This window comes from Candidatus Competibacter phosphatis (assembly GCF_012939995.1).
Lineage (GTDB): Bacteria > Pseudomonadota > Gammaproteobacteria > Competibacterales > Competibacteraceae > Competibacter > Competibacter phosphatis.
Window position 1 is genome coordinate 32,751 of sequence record NZ_SPMZ01000050.1, and the last position, 17,667, is coordinate 50,417.

A 17,667-nucleotide genomic window follows, 5' to 3' on the forward strand; every position below is an offset into this window, starting at 1 on the left:
CTCGGTGTTTAACGGATTTCTTCGATGTGGGTGACGCGCGCGCCGGGTGCGGCGGCGTTCACGGCGGTGGCGATAGCGACGGCGATGGCCGTGTCGGTCCACGGTTGCCAGGCGGCGGCTCGCGGCGGTGGCGCGATGGCGGTGGCCGGTCGTATGTCGATCCGTGGCGGTGGCGCGGTGGCGCTGGGTTGTTCCGGGAACAATTCGAGCAGTCCCCGCAGAGCGCCGGCCAGTGCGGCAAGCAGGCCGATGACCGCCACGAAGGCGTTCAGACAAATCAGGAAAAGATTGGGTTCTTCCATACAGTGGTCCTTGACATGATCATGCTTGGCTGGCGGTCGAGCCGGATGCGGCTCATGGGGAATTGTAGGAAAACTGTAACCGTACTGCCCGACAGCGGGCAAAATTCCCTCGAACTGAATCAAATCGACCCTTTTTCCGGGCGTACTTGGTTCGCCTTTTGCGAGGTTTGATCATGGCCTACTACGTTCAGAACGAACCCCAATCCATCCCCACGCTGGTCGATGCCCTACAGAGTTGGACGGTCGATATTCTAAAGAAACTTGCCGCGCTGGTGGGAGACGGCAAGAACTTGCCCACCCGCAAGGCGGATTTGATCGAATACATCCGCCGACACACCGAAGGCGAGCGGCTCCAGACGCTCTGGAGCCGGCTCGATCCCGTGCAACAGGCGGCGGTGGCCGAAGTCGTGCACGGGCCGGATGCGCGTTTCAATGCCGGGCGCTTCGAGGCCAAGTACGGCCAGTCGCCGAATTGGGGCGAGAACCGGTTCTATAACAGCAACCCCTCGTTGTTGGGCGTATTTTTTCACGGCGGCATCATGCCGGATGACCTGCGTCGGCGCTGCGGGTCCTTCGTGCCGAAACCCGAACCAGCGCAATTGTCGCCTCAGGAGGAGATCCTCGACGAGTGGGCGTTGACATACAAGGAATGGGATCAGGAAACCCGTAAGCTGAAGGTTTATCAGAATAGGGTTCCGATCATCCGCTGTCTGACTGAGCGGGGGGCCATTCACGATCTCAAGGCGGTGTTGCGCCTGATCGACGCCGGCAAGTTGGCGGTCAGCGACAAGACCCAACAGCCCGGTGCCGCCGCGCTCCGAACCCTGGGCGGGCTATTGCTCGGCGGCGATTTCTACGATGACAGCGAGTATGGCGAATACGACAAGATCGGCCCGATCAAGCCGTTTGCCTGGCCGTTGCTGGTGCAGGCCGGCGGATTGGCTCCGCTGAGCGGCAAGACGCTGCAACTCAGCAAAGCCGGACAAAAAGCGCTCGGCGAACCGGTGGAGAAGACCATCGCGCAGATATGGCGGCGCTGGCAAAAAACCACTCTGATCGACGAGTTGCGGCGCATCGACTGCATCAAGGGCCAGACCGGCAAGGGTAAGCGTGGGCTGACCGCCGTCGCCGGCCGCCGCGCCGCCATCCACCAGGCGCTGCAACATTGTCCGGCTGGACGATGGATCGCGGTGAACGACCTGTTTCGCCAGATGCGGGCTACCGGGGCGGATTTCGAGGTGACCCGCGATCCCTGGAACCTCTACATTGCCGAATCCGGTTACGGCAGCCTCGGTTACGAAGGTTTTCACGACTGGAAGATCTTGCAGGCCCGCTACGCGCTTTGTCTGCTGTTCGAATACGCCGCGACTCTGGGGTTGCTGGACGTGGCCTATATCCCACCGCACGACGCGCGTCCCGACTATCGCGGCAACTGGGGCACCGACGATCTGCCGTTCCTCAGTCGCTACGACGGGCTGCTGTATTTCCGCATCAATCCCTTGGGTGCCTATTGCCTGGGGTTGGCGGATCGCTACCAACCGGTCGCGCCGGAAGTATCTTCCACACCGGTATTACGGGTGCTGCCGAATCTGGAGATCGTCGCCATCGGCACGTCGCTGGAGCCGGCCGATACCATGCTGCTGGATAGTTATGCGGCCAAGACCTCGGACGCCGTGTGGAAGCTGGATCAGGCTCGTCTGTTGGAAGCCTTGGAAGAGGGGCATGACATCACGGTGCTGGCGGAGCTGCTGGTCTCACTCGGCGGCCAACCTTTGCCGGAGACGGTGGAGCGCTTTCTGGAGGACATGACCCGCCGCGCCCGGAGTCTGAAAACCACCGGAACCGCTCGGTTGGTCGAGTGCGCCGATGCGGTGCTGGCGACGCTGATCGCCAACGACAGCCGCACCAAGCCATTTTGTCTGTTGGCCGGCGAGAGGCATCTCGCGGTCGCCACCGAATCCGAGGCCCGTTTCCGCGGCGCGCTGCGCAAACTCGGCTACAGTCTGCCCAAATGAGCGATTACTTTCCCGAGAATCCGCTGATCGTGCAGAGCGATCAGACCGTGCTGTTGGAAGTGCATTCGCCCCGCGCCGAGGCGGCCCGCGACGCCATCGCGCCTTTTGCCGAGCTGATCAAGAGTCCGGAGCACGTCCATACCTACCGCATTACTCCGCTGAGCATCTGGAACGCCCGAGCCACGGGTTTGGACACCGGGGCGATGATCGCCACCTTGCGCGAGTACGCCAAATATTCGGTGCCCGAAGGTGTGGCCCAGGAGATCGAGGCGCTAGGCCGGCGCTACGGACTGGCGGTGATCGAACGCGATGAAGCGGGATTGGGACTGATGTTGCGGGTCGCCGACCCGCCGCTGGCGGAATTGCTGGCCCGCGACCGCAAAGTGGCGCCGCTGTTGGGCGAGCGGCTGGCGGAGCGGGTGTTTCGCGTCCGTTTGGGGGTGCGCGGCCTGCTCAAGCAGGCGCTGGTCGCCATCGGCTATCCGGCCGACGATCTGGCCGGTTACAACGAGGGGCAGGAACTGCCACTGCGGCTGCGCGAGCGGAGCGGCGACGGTGAGCCGTTCCTGGTTCGTGATTACCAGCGGGCGGCGGCGGCGGCTTTTCATCAGGACGGGCGGATGCAGGGTGGCAGCGGGGTCATCGTGCTGCCCTGCGGCGCCGGCAAGACCATCGTGGGCATGGCGGTGATGGCGCTGATTCAGGAAAACACCCTGATTTTGACCACCAGCCAGACTTCGATGGAACAGTGGCGGCGGGAATTGCTGGACAAGACCGATCTGCCGACGGATGTGGTCGCCGAGTACAGCAGCCAGCGCAAGGATACCGGGCCGGTGACGCTGGCGACCTATCAGATGCTGACCTACCGACCGAGTCAGGATGCCGAATTCGTCCATTTCGGTCTGTTTCACGCCCGGTCCTGGGGGCTGATCATCTACGACGAGGTGCATCTGCTGCCGGCGCCGGTGTTCCGTATTACCGCCGAGCTGCAATCGCGCCGCCGGTTGGGGTTGACCGCCACCTTGATCCGCGAGGATGGTCTGGAAAAGGACGTGTTCGCGCTGATCGGTCCCAAGCGCTACGACGTGCCCTGGCGCGAGCTGGAAGGGCAAGGCTGGATCGCCGCCGCCGATTGCACCGAGATACGCATTGCCCAGACCCCGGAGCGGGATATGGAATACGCGCTGGCGCCGCGTCGCAATCAGTTCCGCATTGCGGCGGAGAATCCCCGCAAGCGGGCGGTGGTGGTGGACTTGCTGAAACAGGAGGTCGGGCACCGGATTTTGGTGATCGGCGAGTACATCGATCAGTTGCAGGATTTGGCGGCGGACACTGGTTTTCCACTGCTGACCGGTAAGACTCCGCAGTTGGAGCGGGAACGCTTGTATCAAGGTTTTCGCGAGCGGACGGTGCCGGGGCTGGTGCTGTCGCGGGTCGGCAATTTTGCGGTGGACCTGCCGGACGCGGATGTGTTGGTGCAGGTGTCCGGCAGATACGGCTCGCGCCAGGAGGAAGCGCAGCGTTTGGGACGGGTGCTGCGGCCGAAGAAGGACGGCCGGCGGGCGCGGTTTTATACCCTGGTCAGCCTGCGTACCTGCGAGGAGGATTTCGCCCGCCACCGGCAACTGTTTTTGACCGAACAGGGCTACAGCTATCGGATCGAGACCTGGGGGAAGGGTTGAGACGCCGTGCAACCTCCTCTCGCGGTGAGGAGGAGGGTCGCAAGCGTTTGGCGCCCAAGCGATGGCACGAACACCGTCCTCAGTCGAAGATCAACACCAGATAGGTGATGAAGAGCATGAGGTGAACGATGCCGTGCAGGACATTGGTGCGCGCGGCGCTGAAATTCACGACGGTGACCAGCAGGGTCAGGAGCAACAGATGGATGTTGGCGGGGCTGAGTCCGAGTTCCACCGCCTTGCCCGTGACCATGCCGATGACCAGCACAGCCGGAATGGTCAATCCGATGGTCGAAAGCGCCGAGCCCATGGCAATGTTGACGGTGCGCTGGAGTTGGTTTTCCAGGGCGGACTTGATGGCCGCGACGCCCTCCGGCGCCAGCACGAGCACCGCGATGAAAAGACCTCCCAAGGCTTGGGGTCCACCCAGGTTGGTGAGACCGTGGTCGACCAGCAGCGCCATTTTCTTCGAGAGCAGCACGATCGGGAGCATGGTGAGTGGCAGAAAGAAAGCGTGATAGCCGATGGAACGCACGGGCGGATGAGCATGGTGATCGGCACAGACCGCTTCGGTGCCGTCGTGAGGCTGGAGTTGGGTGAAATAGTTGCTATGGCGCAAGGTCTGAATCCATAGGAAGGCCCCGTACAACCCAACCGAGACCACGACCAGCCATCCCTCCACCAGCAGCGTCACTTCGCCGCCCGGTGCGCCCTCCATGTAGCGCGGCAGGATCAGGCTCAGGCCCGCCAGAGGGATGAGGACGCCCAGGTAGGTGGCGGCGCCCTGAAGGTTGTAGCTCTGCTCGCGGTGTCGGAGACCGCCCACGAGCAGCGTGACGCCCAGCATGCCGTTTAGCACGATCATCAGGACCGAGAAGAGGGTGTCCCGCGCGAGGGTGGGATTATCCGCGCCGGTGAGCATCACCGCGGAGATCATGGCCACCTCGATGACGATCACCGAGAGCGTGAGGATGATCGTCCCGTACGGCTCGCCGAGCAGGATGGCCAGCGCGTCGGCGTGTCGGACGACGCTGAACGCCAGCCATGCGATCACCACGAAGAGCCAGACGAAGAGCAGGCTGTACCAGAGCAGGTTCGACAAGTCGGCCACCCAGCGATCCCCAAATATCAGGAAAAGCAGGGTGGTGATGATGCCCGCCCAGAGTGCGAGTTCGGTGCGTATGACGTTGGGTACGGGCTGCGGTTGTGGCTCGGAACTCATTATACCTCCTTGATTGTAGGGAAGCCGTTGTCGTAGGCATGAAGCATCCGCGACGACGCCTCAATCATCTGAGGTTTTAGTGGTCGGCCGAATTGATTCGCAAGAACTTAAGCTGGCACGAAGTACGATATAACCAAGAAAACCGGAACCCAGCGAGCCCAATATAATTCCAAGTCTTTCATCGAAAAGTAAGTTAACTCCGGTTTCTTCAAATGCCAGTGATCCGATAAATAAACTCATTGTGAAACCAACTCCACAAAGAGCAGATACTCCATATAGGCTCAGCCAATTCATGCCTTTAGGTAAGGATGTGATCTTGAGGGTAATAAATAGATAGCAAAAAGGTAAAAAACACCAATCTGTTTTCCAAAAAAACAAACCAAAGGCAATTCCTATGGGTACACCATGAAATAGCTGTCCAGCGGTTACTCCGCTAAAAATTGATGCCGGCATTAGCAAAAGCAAATACAGGGAGTACAAAAAAATGCGACCACAGAGTGTAAGTCATGCTCCATGCTTTTGAGTGGCGAATACTCAGGGTTGGAATTTGAACGCATAGGTATAAACATGGCTAACACTACACCAGCTAGAGTAGCATGCACACCTGACTTCAATGTTGCTATCCACATAATAATTCCGATTAAAATATATGGACTTTTAGATAGTACGTTGCGTTTATTCATATAAAACAGAATGGGAATGCATACAGCCACCACGCCTAAGGCTGAAAGAGATATTTTTGATGTATAAAAAAAATGCAATAATCAGAATTGCGCCAATATCATCAAATATTGCTAGAGAAGTGAGGAATATTTTTATTGAGGCAGGGACACGAGAGCCAAGTAAAGTTAATACACCTAAAGCAAACGCAATATCGGTTGCCGAAGGTATGGCCCAGCCTTTTATTGCAATTGGGTCTTCGTAGTTAAAATAAAGGTAAATTAGTGCAGGTATAGCCATGCCACCCACGGCGCCTATTCCAGGTAATATGATGTTTTTTTTTTGTCCGAAAGCTCTCCTTCAATCAACTCGCGTTTTAACTCCAAGCCTACCAAAAAAAAAGAATATAGCCATTAGGCCGTCATTAATCCAAAGCAATAAATTTTTGGAAATATTTAATGCGCCAATACGTATCTCAACTGGTATTGTAAGAAAAAAGTTGGTAGTATGGTTCAAGAAATGAGTTTGCCAGAATAATTGCAAGTACGGCTGATAAAAAAAAGTAGAATCCCGCCAGCAGATTCGAGTCGAAAAAAAAGACGTAATAAATGTGTTTTGGTGGTTTTGCATAATGCGCTCAGAGCTCTAAGTAGGTAAATTTTTTTGTTGATCTGTTGGTTGTGTGGCGCTTCACGCCGCGTAATTTCCTCTAACTCTCTATTTAAAGATAAATGACTTCTTATTTTGGTTGGTTAATTAATAAAGTTTGGGTTCATGTTAGAAAAAACGGGGCGACAGATAAGCCGTGAGGACGGAAAAGCCGTGAGGATGGAAAAGCCGTGAGGATGGAAAAGCCGAAGACTTTGACGACTGATATCGGCTTAATCCATGTGGTTGCGCGGCGCAAAGTACCAAGCAACCAGTGAATTATTCAGCGGCGGGCGTCTTTCATCCGTCCGCCGCGTCAATTTTTTTTATGCCACTCGTGGCTAGTTCTTCTCAGGCATTGCTGAGGAATGGTGACTGGAAATTAGCCACTCGGAACCATTCCAACGGTAGGTGTAGGTGTAGCGTCCGCTTACCTTTTGTCCTGTCTTCGCGAACGTGAATGTGTAAAGACCTGCATCGAATGCCGTGTTGCAACCAATTTCGATGAATTGTAGGTCAATCTTGCCGGAGGGTTTGTTCTCCAGAAAATGGTGGAAGTAATCTTCCTTCTCGGCTGGCGTGAGACGCGGCTTGTTTGAAACCGTGGGTAAGAGTATTGAGTGCTCCGCATAGTTGGCGACCACTTTGTGTTGGATCGCCCGTCTGCAATGATTGATTCCAGCGATCGAACAGCGCTGCGATTTCCGCTTCGGAAGTGGCTTTGCAACTTTCTGTCCGCGTGCCCTGCTCGCTGGTCTGTGCGACTTGGTTTGATGCACAGCCCGCAAGGGCGGCGGCAACAAGAACAAAACCGAAGGACTTGATTTTCACGAAAGTCTCCTATTGAGGTGAGGGTGCATTTGAGGTATTACGTGCCTCTAGCCGAACTGTTAACTGCGTAGCGAAGTGCAACAGTTGCGAGTCTAAGTTAGCAGAGAGTTCAATGACTCCTGGCTTCGCTGGGAGTCATTGAACTGGAATCTATATTGAGCCATGATATCTTTGCTCACGGCGCATTCGCTCCCTAATTGGAGTTGATAACCTCTAAGACCATAAGAATACGCCACATTTCCTTTCATCTCTCAGCAACAAAATTCAAGTATGATTCCATCGGTCAGTAACGCAAGCAATGAACTTATTAACAGGAACACTAATACGGACCATTCGAGCGCCTTAATTGAGTATATTCTATTATGTAGGCGATAGTTTTTGGTGCGCTCCAACCAGGTTTTAATATATCCTTTAAATGATGTTTTGTATGTAAGTCGAATTTTCCCATCCCTGTGGTTTAGATAGTAGCCTTTACAATCTTTCATCAGGATATTATGTGATAATGAGTTGCGAGTATATTCAATGGTTCCGATGCTCCACACTCCAGAACGACACCTCAACTTGTCTGACAAATAAATCGCTTTCCAGTGATCAGTACAGCGCAACACATGCCACAAATGTTTAATATCCCATTTATCCCAATCAAGCTTCGCTCTGTATTCCTGCGGGGTTAGACGTTTGCAATTATCAGGAAACTTAACAGTAGGCTGTATCTGGGCATTTATAATGCCGGCCTCCATTTGTCTAAGAACCTTTTTTTAGCAGAGGGACACCTAATTCATCGATCGCTACGCGCTCTACCACACATTCATGCGTCCCCAGGGGAATATGAAATGCGGCCTGTGCCAATATCGCACCAGTGTCCATACCCGTATCGACTCGATGGATGGTTACGCCGCCCTCTTGATCCATATTTAGATGCATCCACATGATCGGGTGTGCACCCCGGTATTTCGGTAATAAGGAGGGATGAATATTGATCGTGCCATATGTCGGAATCATGAAAATTTCTGAGGGTAGCAGCGGAGCCACATAAGTTACCAGAATGTCTGCGCTCAGCGCTCCCAGCCAAGCACCCAGTCTTTCATCAATCCTGTTCTTCAGATCTAAGTAAGGGATTCTTCGCTTTTTCGCTTCAAGGAATAGGTAATCTGGTCTTTTGAAATTAAAAAAATAAATGATAGCAGTTTTTAATAAACCTCGTGTTACGAGGCTGGCTGCTATAGGCATCAATTAACTCTGCAATGCCAACGACATGAAAACCATCCTGAAGAAGTGGGGAAACGATCCTCGTCCCGGCTCCTGTTAGGACGGCAATTCGCAATTTATTTTCTTTTGATAAGAAGGCTCGCGCACTTGGCAGACATGATTTTTTCATAAAAGAGCCTCCACAATTCAAATGCCGCAACTTATATCTAGTATCCAGTTTGTCGGCGCCTAGTGACGAGATTGCCCAACTTTGCCCACTTCAGCGATAGAGCCGATCTCGTGGGTCAGAAGTCAATCAAGTCTTGCTTGCTGGCTTGATTCGAAGGTGATAATGTTGATCGTGATTCTTATATTTGGAACAAAGTCCACGCTTGATTAAATCGGGATCGTTGAACAAGACCAATTGCGTATCCATGGCTAATTTGATGGCGGTAAGTTGCATGATCGCCGCGTTTTTTGTGAAACCGCTTGTTTTTGTAGCCATTGCTACCTAGGTCGTCCCATTTATCGGTATCGGGCGGCAACAATGGCAACCGCATATCCATGTCGATACCGGTTTCATGGCTGGCATGTCCGACCGCATCACCGCCTTTTGTGGGTGAGCATTCCCTGACCCACATGGGCGGTGCGTCTGCGATCTGATAGAAAAAGCAAAGCCCTCTGTAGATAATTCCGGCCCACCAAAGCCTATTATAGAGCCAGCTTGAGCAATATCCACCATTGCTCTCCTTAAAGTCACTGGTGCATTTCCAGCCAGGCCCATCTTGATTGAATATCTTGACCCACCTTGGCGCGTTTTCGGACTCAAGCCACTCATGGGTATTTTTCTTCAAATCGATCCGGCCATCACCAATGAGCTGGCCACTACCCGCGCAAATCGACTGAAACAGCTTGATCGCTCTGATAAATTCCTTTTCATCCCCTTTGGCGGCGCCACCGGCCCAGGTAAAGCCAAGATTAATCAGGCGATCTCTAACCAGGATGACATCGGCCGGGGCATTGTGAGGTGCGCTGCCCTTGGCCTTGCCGGTACCAACCGAACCTGTCAATGCTAGAATAGGCATGAAGCTTTCTCCGTCGGTAGCGGGTTGATTTAACAGGGATCTCCCCAATCATCGCGTTGTTTACGCCACTGGTTGTTTTTTTTCGATAAGTAATATCTTTCCATGGAAATCGCCTTGATCGATGAGTAATACATCGGCTAGGCCATCCTGATCGATGTCGGCCATGGCGGTGAAGTTAGCGATGAGATCGCCTGAATCTCCACGCGATTTACGGTATCGGTATTTTTCCCGAATATTGTCGCCATCGATATCCGCAACCGAGACCACAACTCGGTCAATTGCCTCCGCTTGATCACGATTCTTGCTCGTCAAAATGACGACCATTCGCTGTGTGTGATTCTGGTAACCCGCGTTTCGAATATCGTGAGCAGTATTCGTCAACTTTTCGGCTCTGGCGATGTCGCCGACATAATTCGACAGCAGTGCCTGATCGAGATCGGGCGGCTTGGTCGCAACAGCCCTCAGCTTGGTTTTGACGTTGGATTCGATGACGATGACTAATGACGATGCTCGATTGAGAGAAACAGCGCCATCGTCCGGCAGCAAATACCAATGCTTTTTCTTGTCGCTCAGGCAGAGATCGTCTTCGAGTTTTTTCCAAGATCTTGGCGACATACAAAGTTTCACCGGTGTTGGTGAGTACATGATAATACTTGTTTTTTTTTCGGAACAGAGAAAATCTGGATGCCTGGCGCGCTGGGAAAACTCCAGCCAACGATCACCTTTGTCGCCTGTCCACCGATTTCGCGCGCCGCCAGATTCACGCCTGGGGAAAAGGCGATGACCAGTCCAAACATCAATGAAAAAAAACTTCGACATTTCAAGTTTCTCCATTGCTGGTTGGGTGTCTATCGATTAGCCGAAGCCCATGTCGCTCTACAAGCTTAGCAAGCCAGATAGGGATTACCAGCAGCCCCGATTGCTGACGCGGCGGATGTCGGCACCATGGCCTCGATAACGACCGCTCACCAGTGAATTTCGGCATTATATTGTGAGCATTTCGCCAGACTTGGATTTTTTCGAACCCTCGTGTCGCCTTCGTGCTCTTGACCAGCTTGCTACAATCATTCAATCCCCATCGTCAATATCGCGACCCATGAAAACAAATTCCGCTTCAGACGGCGACCGGCTGACCGCGACATCTTCACGTTTCGAGCCCTCCCGCGTCACTCCCCTGGACCTGGACGACTACCGGTGGTTGGTTCGCTTGGATGAGCCATTCACCGCGCCGCCTCCCGCGCCGGTGGCGGCGGATCGGCGGGCCGTTCTCGTGGATGAACTTTTGGCTTACCTGCATGCCGAGCGCGGCGAGACCGGCAGCGGGGATGGGTCATCCGAAGACCAGAAGCGACGGCTGCTTCGCGCGCTCCTGACCGTGCGTGGCCCCGACCCGTTGCCGGACTGGTTTCATGATCGATTGGATCGGCTCCTGAGGCGCGAGGTCCTCGACAGGGGGGTGACGGATATCGCGAATCTGCCGCGCCTTCCTCGGGATTGGCTGGGCGCCGATCGTGACACCGCGACCGCCGCCATCCTGTGGCGGGGGGATATCACCACCTTGAATGCCGACGCGATCGTCAACGCCGCCAACGCGCAAATGCTGGGTTGCTTCCAGCCTTTTCACGCCTGTATCGACAACGCCATCCACTCGGTGGCGGGTCCACGGGTCCGCGAGGATTGCGACAAAATCATGCAGCGTCAGGGCGGTGCCGAAGGGACGGGTTGGGCCAAGGTGACGCGCGCCTACAACCTACCGTCCAGATACATCCTGCACACGGTTGGCCCCATCGTCGCGCCGGACCGGTTGCGGCCCGAGCACGAACGCTTACTGGCCGCTTGCTATCGATCCTGCCTGGATCTGGCCAGTCGCGTGCCGAACATTCGTTCGGTGGCTTTCTGCGGCATATCGACCGGCGTGTTCGGCTTCCCGCGCGAGCCGGCGGCGCGGGTCGCGCTGCGCGCCATCGGCAACTGGCTGGACGAGCATCCCGGCGTGATCGATTTGATCGTTCTGAATGTGTTCAGTCAGGACGACCTGCAAATCTACCAGCGCCTGTTGCGGGGCGAAGGAACGGAGGAAACCCATGTTTGACGATCATGACATCCAGCGTTGCCGCGATTTGCTGCGTCAGGCCAACGCCGTGCTGATCGCGGCCGGTGCCGGTTTGGCCGTCGAAGCCGGCATCGATTACATGGATACGAAATCGTTCGCCCGGGATTTTCCCGGCATGGTGAAACTTGGGTTCCACCGCCGGGCCGAGTTGATGGGTTATTCGGACTGGAGCCCCGAACTGAAATGGGGTTATCTAGCGGCGAACGTGAATCAGGTGCGGTTTCAGGTGCCGCCACACCCGGTCTATGCCCGGCTGTTGGATTTGGTGCGAGAAAAGGATTATTTCGTCGTCACCTCCAATGTGGATGGGCTGTTTACCAAGAACGGTTTTGCCGAAGATCGACTGTTTACGCCGCAGGGCGACTACGCGCTGATGCAGTGTCAAACGCCCTGTTCGAACGCGGTCTGGCCGAGCTGGCCGGTGATCGAGCGCATCCTGCCGAAGATCGACCCGGCGACCCAGAAGGTGACGGATAGCAGCGTGCTGCCTCGCTGTCCCAACTGCGGCGAGGACGTGATCATGAACGTGCGTGGCGGCTACTGGTTTATCGAGGACCCCTATCGAGAACAGGCCGAACGCCTTGACCAATGGCTGGACAACAATCGCGAGCGGGATTTGCTGGTCTTGGAAATCGGCGCCGGCTTCAACACGCCCAGTGTCATCCGTTGGCCGATGGAGCGCATCGTGCACGCGCATCCTCGCGCTCATCTCATCCGGGTGAACCTGCAATACCCGCAAGTGCCCCGTGAAATCGCCGGCAAGTCGATTTCCTTGCAAGGCCCTGCCATGGGCGCGGTCACGGCAATCTGGAAAGAGATGGGGCTGGAAAAATCGGGTGCGCTAACATGAGATCGACGCGGCGAGGCTTGTTCGGCAATCCTCGCTTTTCCCCATCCCGACTTTTTCAGGCGACCCATGGCCCATCCACTCAACCTGCTGGTCATCGATCTCGAAACCCGTTCCGATACCGCCATTCTGCCGGAGGATCGCGATCCTGAATCGTTTCCCAAGCCGATCCAGCATGAAATCGTGACCTTGGGGTTTCTGCTGGCCCGCATCGAGCGGGACGGCGAATACGAACGCTATAACGTGCGCAAGCTGGGCGCGGCCAGCATCGCCGAACGCGGCGAACGGGAGATTCTGGCCGGGTTCTGGCAGATGATCGACAAGCAGCACCCGCGACTGGTGACATGGAATGGCCGGAGCTTCGACGCTGCCGTGCTCAAGCAGCGTTCGTTGATCCATGGATTGACCGCCCATAACTGGCATCGCACCGATCCTCGTTTCGGTTACGACTATCGCTACGAATCCAACTGGCATTGCGACCTGATGGATGCGTTGAGCGACTTTGGCGCTTCACCGCGATTGGGTTTGGACGAAGCAGCCCGTGCCCTGGGTCTGCCGGGCAAGTGGAACGGTTGCGGCGCGGTGGTGGCGGAACAGGCCGCCGCCGGTGATTACGCCGCCATCAATCGCTATTGCGAGGGCGACGTGCTCAATACCTACGTGCTCTACCTGCGCTGGGCCTATCTCAGCACCCGGCTCAGCGCGCGAAGTCACAACGCCAGTGTGCAACACTTGCTGGATTATCTGGAGGCGAACCGCGAGTTGCATCCGCACTGGGGCGAGTTCGCCGACCGCTGGCAGAGCAGCGACCGGCCGTGCCCGGTGTTCGTGAGCGAGCCGCTCGGCGGGTCGGGACCGCAGTCGCCGGAGTCGCACCTGAGAAGTGAGGATGTGATGCCGTGACCTCTCGTCGCCACCACCGAAAATGAGATTCGGGTTGCCGTCCATGACTTGGACTTGGCGGAGTCCATAAGTGTTTTTAACTTAAGACTATTCTTGGCATTTTTATAATTCGTTGGTGTATGCCGATGAACGATCTTGGGCCGGTTCGTTCAATAGCACGCTTGAAGTCCTTAGATCCACGGTATCGTGACCTTCGGTGAACCATTCGTAGACCTGAGCCAGCCGGTCCAGCCCTTCTTGACGCCTGCCCTGCTCTCTCCAAAGACGGGCCAGACTATTGGCGGCGCGCAGCATGAGCATTCGTGCCTGTTGGCGCTCGGCAATCGCAAGAGCCTGGCGAAAATCTTCGGCCGCCGCCGCTGTGTCCGTGATGTTGCCGCGCATCAGGCGCAGTTCACCCCGAAGTCGGTGTAGTTCCGCCTCGTACCAGCGCTCTCCCGTGCGCTCGACCGCCGCCAATGCCTTGGTTACCGCATTGAGACCCTTATAGGTCTGGCCGCTCGTACCGTAGGCCTCGCCCAGTAAGGCAAGAAAGTAGGGCTGTATCAGCAGGGTACCCGTCGCGTTCCACTCGTCTAGACCCTGGTGGATCAAGTCAATTCCAATTTCGGGTTGTCCCTGCTTGGCTAGTACCCAACCCTTTAAGATATGACCACCCGCGAGCCAGTAGCCGATATCCTCTCGCTCGCACAGGTCTATCAGGATTTCAGCCCGTGAGTGAAGGGTTTCAAGGTCGCCGCGACCTTGCAGGATGAGCAGGTTGACCCAAAGTATCTGCGCGATCCCAAAAGGCTGACTTAAATCCCGCGCCAATTGCAGCCCCATGTCGACTTGCTGCAGTGCTTGATCGGGGTAGCCCAGCAGCCAGCGTACCTGGGCGGCGTACATACGGCACACCACGCCAGGATCTTCGCCATATTGTGCAGCCAGGTAGCGGTGTTTTTCGAAATGATAGTGGGCCACCACGGCGTCAATGTGGATCAGCGCGCGCGCCGGATCACCGGTGTACAAATAGGTTTGACCGATCGCATTGTGGGCTGGCAAAAGCTCCTGTGTGTTTTCCTGCTCGGTCAGATCCGACAACTCCACCGCCAATGCTCGCACTTGTGGAAAGTCAGCCTGAGTTAGGAAATAGTTCCACAATCCGCAGATCGTCGGTAATAATGCCACGCTATTCGGAACTTGTCGCCGCAGTTCGCGGGCACGTTCGAAATGGCGAGCGAGTTGATGCCCGCCAAATCCCTCAATCGTAATGAGCGCCGCGCCGAGCAAAATCCGGATTGATAACTCTTGATTTAAGCGCACGGTATTCTCGGGGCACTTCTCAAGCAGGGCGAGCGCTTTCTGTAAATAGGCGTGTGCTTCACGGGCGGCGTAACGGCTGAGCGCCTTCTCTCCCGCCATGTGATAGTAATGGGTCGCCCGCTGGTAATCGTGGCCTTGCTCAAAGTGTTTGGCTAATTCGGAGACCATATCCGCAGTGTCTGCTTCGGGGATGGATTCCAGCCACTCGCCGATGGCTTGATGCAGGCGCGCGCGTCGATTGCTGCTGACGAGCCGGTACAACACCTCTTGATAAAGTCCGTGTCGAAATTCATAGCAGACGCTGGCGGTACCATCGGCCCGCTCGGTGAATCCCTGTTCGGCGATGAAGAGGTGGCGTCGCGCCAAGCTATCGCAGATATCGTCCACGCGGGACTCCGGCAAATCCAACGCAGTCGCGATTGCGGCGGTTGTGAACGCGACGCCGGCGATGCTGGCCGCTTCCAGTACCGGGTACTCGATCGCGTTCAGGTGCCGAAGCTGGCTCTCGATGAACTGTTGAAGTTCTTCGGGTAGGGTTGCCGCAATTTCAGCCAATCTGTTGGCATGATCGGCAGTGATCAACGCCGAGTGGCGCGCCAGATACTCGGTTATGGTGGCCATGAACAATGGCTGACCGCCGGTGCGTTGGTACACGAGGGTTGCGGCCGTATTGGCCAGATCGCCAGGCAACCTTGCGGCGATGTAAGCGCGCACGGCTGTTTTGTCCAGCGAAAGCAGCGGCAGTTCGCGGCATTGTCCGCGCACTTGCAATTCCCGCTTCAGCGTTAGGAGGGCATGGTTCCGGACGCTCAAATCGAGTGGCCGGTAAGTGGCGATGACTAGCAATCGTGCTCCCTCGGGGCGGCGCGCCAACACCGCCAGGGCCTCGATCGTGGAAAGATCGCTCCAATGTAGGTCTTCCAACAGAAGAATCACCGGCCACTCGATGCCGAGTGTTTCGAGCGCGCTCATCAGTTCGAGCTGGTTATGTCGCATATCTGTCGGAATATGCTGCTCGCGCCATAGTGCCTCCCGTTCCTGCCGTTGCAGGATGCCCGGTAAATACGCCAGCCAACTAGGGGCTTCGTGGCGTAGTCGATTTATCACGGCATCGCCATCCGGTCCCCGGCACATGCGGTTCAACGCGTCCAGCAGCACTAGGTAAGGCTCGCCGGTACCGTAGTGCTCGACGCATTGCCCGTAGCCCAGCCAGACCTTCTTACGAAGACATAGTTGTCGCAGCCATGCGGTGACCAAGGTCGTTTTGCCGATACCGGCTTCGCCAGTCACGAACAGCATCTGGCGTCGACCTTGTCGGACAAGGGCAAAGCAGTCCTCCAGTTGCCTCAGTTCCGGGTTGCGCCCCAGTAGGACGGAGGCATCCGGCAAGGATCTTGTCTCGTCATCCAATGACACGCTCTGATGTAGGGGAAAAATGCGGGGATAGGTGTTTTCTCGGGTCGTTTCCAGGGCTTGAAGTGCGTCCAGATTCTGGTAAGGCGAGCGATTTTCGATGGATTCGCTGGGCGTAAGGATGCTGCTGCTAGGTAAGGGATCGTGGATCTCTTGAGTGGTGACCTCGGGAACACCACGACCGATGCTCTCCAGTGCCGTAATTCCGCGGGATTCCATCTCAAGGGCGCCAATAAAGCGATAGCCATGGCGTCCGACCGTTTCGATGAAGCGGGGATGGCGGGTGGAATCACCCAGCAGCTTGCGCAATTCCAGGATGCACTGCCGGGGCGCGGCATCGGCACCAAAGCGATCTGGCCAGATTGCTTGGATTAATTCGTTTCGGCTAACCACCCGTTCGCGATGTTCGATGAGATAGTGCAACACCGCGAGGGTTTTGAGGCGAACTGGTACGCACTCTGAGTCGCGATACAGGCGACCATGTGCCAAGTTCAGTCGAAAGGGGGTGAAAACCAGTTGTGGTAACTCGGACATTCTCACCCAGCATGCATCGGATTGTTTAGTGTGGGTTAGGGATAACCAATCCATTCCTTAAGATCTTCAAAAAAAATTATACCCAAATTATATCCAAATTAGACAGTATGTTTTTGGTTATTCATCCACGATAAAAAGAGGTTTTCTAAGCTATGGAGGACGCCTGGAGCAGCAAGCGGTCATACTGGGAACCTTAGAAGCTGTACAAAAAACTCAATTACCTAAGCTACCTCTAAAGCAGTCCCTTGTAATAATACTCGTTCTTTACAAATTCTTCGTAACATTAGTCGAATTGAGGCCATATAAACATGACCCGTACTCGATGTGGGTTTCCGTTCGTAATCTTTGCTTAAGCGGCGAGATCGCCCGAGCCAAGCAAAGGTTCGCTCTACAACCCATCGCCGAGGTAAAACCTGAAATCCCTTATCCGTTTTCTTTTTTTTCAACAACTTCAAAAATGCAGTCGAACTGTTCCTTGACCCATTGAACAAACTTTTCACCTCTATAACCACCATCCGCCCAGATTTTTTTGACGCTATCCACGATTGAAAACAAGGTGGTCAAGACTTGGCGAGCCGCATGACCATCGTAGATATTTGCCGCATGAACCAGAGCGACAATAAGATAACCCGTTGTATCTACTACAATATGTCTCTTGCGGCCCTGAATCAACTTACCACCGTCGAACCCGGATTCCCGGGTTGATTCCGGTGTCCCCTTAACGGTTTGGCTATCGATAATCCCTGCACTCGGATGCTCATTTCGACCCATTTCTTTTCGGAGTTGCTGATGGATCGCTGTATTGATTTGCTCGATAGTATTGTTGTCAACCCATTTGTGATAATAGTAACTTATTAAGGTATAGTGGGGAAAATCTTTAGGCAAACACCGCCATTGACAACCCGTCTTGTTCAGGTAAAAA

Annotated in this window: 17 protein-coding genes and 2 pseudogenes; 5 read left to right on the forward strand and 14 right to left on the reverse strand. The window is 55.3% G+C overall.

Features of this window, described 5'->3' with window-relative positions; all coding sequences use genetic code 11:
• Positions 1-8: 8 nt before the first annotated feature.
• Entirely contained in the window at positions 9-302 is a 294-nt protein-coding gene (locus E4P82_RS15585; RefSeq protein ID WP_169249745.1) for a hypothetical protein, read from the reverse strand.
• A 173-nt stretch (positions 303-475) separates the two neighbouring features.
• On the opposite strand from E4P82_RS15585, the gene E4P82_RS15590 reads away from it, so the two are divergent.
• On the forward strand, positions 476-2,317 hold the full coding sequence (locus E4P82_RS15590) for a hypothetical protein (protein ID WP_169249746.1): 1,842 nt from the start codon (positions 476-478) through the stop codon (positions 2,315-2,317).
• On the forward strand, positions 2,314-3,999 hold the full coding sequence (locus E4P82_RS15595; RefSeq protein WP_169249747.1) for a DNA repair helicase XPB: 1,686 nt from the start codon (positions 2,314-2,316) through the stop codon (positions 3,997-3,999). The genes E4P82_RS15590 and E4P82_RS15595 overlap by 4 nt, the downstream gene beginning before the upstream one ends.
• A 79-nt stretch (positions 4,000-4,078) precedes the next feature.
• Here the strand turns inward: E4P82_RS15595 and E4P82_RS15600 are convergent, their stop codons facing one another.
• The 10 genes and pseudogenes from E4P82_RS15600 to E4P82_RS15625 form a co-directional block, all read right to left on the reverse strand.
• A complete protein-coding gene (locus E4P82_RS15600; protein ID WP_169249748.1) occupies positions 4,079-5,218 on the reverse strand; it encodes a calcium:cation antiporter in 1,140 nt (379 codons plus the stop codon).
• A gap of 60 nt (positions 5,219-5,278) precedes the next feature.
• A complete protein-coding gene (locus E4P82_RS22900) occupies positions 5,279-5,671 on the reverse strand; it encodes a Na+/H+ antiporter NhaA (RefSeq protein WP_281383706.1) in 393 nt (130 codons plus the stop codon).
• Complete coding sequence (locus E4P82_RS23755) at positions 5,652-5,726, reverse strand: hypothetical protein (protein WP_420887127.1); 75 nt, start codon at positions 5,724-5,726, stop codon at positions 5,652-5,654. The genes E4P82_RS22900 and E4P82_RS23755 overlap by 20 nt, the downstream gene beginning before the upstream one ends.
• Before the next feature lie 10 nt (positions 5,727-5,736).
• Positions 5,737-6,178 (reverse strand): annotated as a pseudogene (locus E4P82_RS23760) (Na+/H+ antiporter NhaA); the annotation flags it as partial.
• A 14-nt stretch (positions 6,179-6,192) separates the two neighbouring features.
• Positions 6,193-6,273 (reverse strand): hypothetical protein, encoded by an 81-nt coding sequence (locus E4P82_RS23765; protein ID WP_420887128.1) that lies wholly within the window; start codon positions 6,271-6,273, stop codon positions 6,193-6,195.
• On the reverse strand, positions 6,239-6,508 hold the full coding sequence (locus E4P82_RS23770; RefSeq protein ID WP_420887126.1) for a Na+/H+ antiporter NhaA: 270 nt from the start codon (positions 6,506-6,508) through the stop codon (positions 6,239-6,241). The genes E4P82_RS23765 and E4P82_RS23770 overlap by 35 nt, the downstream gene beginning before the upstream one ends.
• Before the next feature lie 359 nt (positions 6,509-6,867).
• Positions 6,868-7,357: pseudogene (locus E4P82_RS15610) on the reverse strand (nuclear transport factor 2 family protein).
• A gap of 744 nt (positions 7,358-8,101) precedes the next feature.
• Entirely contained in the window at positions 8,102-8,587 is a 486-nt protein-coding gene (locus tag E4P82_RS15615; RefSeq protein ID WP_169249749.1) for a formyltransferase family protein, read from the reverse strand.
• A gap of 326 nt (positions 8,588-8,913) precedes the next feature.
• Positions 8,914-9,630, reverse strand: coding sequence for a hypothetical protein (locus E4P82_RS15620; protein ID WP_169249750.1), 717 nt, complete (start codon positions 9,628-9,630; stop codon positions 8,914-8,916).
• Positions 9,631-9,690: 60 nt separating this feature from the next.
• Positions 9,691-10,449, reverse strand: a complete 759-nt coding sequence (locus E4P82_RS15625; RefSeq protein WP_169249751.1) for a hypothetical protein — start codon at positions 10,447-10,449, stop codon at positions 9,691-9,693.
• A gap of 277 nt (positions 10,450-10,726) precedes the next feature.
• On the opposite strand from E4P82_RS15625, the gene E4P82_RS15630 reads away from it, so the two are divergent.
• The 3 genes from E4P82_RS15630 to E4P82_RS15640 all read left to right on the forward strand — a co-directional run bounded on the left by E4P82_RS15630 (position 10,727) and on the right by E4P82_RS15640 (position 13,493).
• Positions 10,727-11,722 carry a protein-ADP-ribose hydrolase gene (locus E4P82_RS15630; protein WP_169249752.1) on the forward strand — a complete coding sequence of 332 codons (996 nt, stop codon included), beginning with the start codon at positions 10,727-10,729 and terminating at the stop codon, positions 11,720-11,722.
• Positions 11,715-12,593: an SIR2 family NAD-dependent protein deacylase gene (locus tag E4P82_RS15635; protein WP_169249753.1), complete on the forward strand. Its 879-nt coding sequence runs from the start codon at positions 11,715-11,717 to the stop codon at positions 12,591-12,593. The genes E4P82_RS15630 and E4P82_RS15635 overlap by 8 nt, the downstream gene beginning before the upstream one ends.
• Positions 12,594-12,659: 66 nt before the next feature.
• On the forward strand, positions 12,660-13,493 hold the full coding sequence (locus E4P82_RS15640) for a 3'-5' exonuclease (protein ID WP_169249754.1): 834 nt from the start codon (positions 12,660-12,662) through the stop codon (positions 13,491-13,493).
• Between the two features lie 102 nt (positions 13,494-13,595).
• Here E4P82_RS15640 and E4P82_RS15645 read toward each other — a convergent pair whose 3' ends face one another.
• The 3 genes from E4P82_RS15645 to E4P82_RS15655 form a co-directional block, all read right to left on the reverse strand.
• The gene (locus tag E4P82_RS15645; RefSeq protein ID WP_169249755.1) at positions 13,596-16,745 is read right to left on the reverse strand and encodes an AAA family ATPase; all 3,150 of its coding nucleotides are present in this window, start codon (positions 16,743-16,745) and stop codon (positions 13,596-13,598) included.
• 221 nt (positions 16,746-16,966) lie between these two features.
• Positions 16,967-17,260, reverse strand: coding sequence for a transposase (locus tag E4P82_RS15650; protein ID WP_246327307.1), 294 nt, complete (start codon positions 17,258-17,260; stop codon positions 16,967-16,969).
• Positions 17,169-17,667: transposase (locus E4P82_RS15655; protein ID WP_169249757.1), on the reverse strand; the 499-nt coding region annotated here is incomplete at its 5' end. The genes E4P82_RS15655 and E4P82_RS15650, both read right to left, overlap by 92 nt.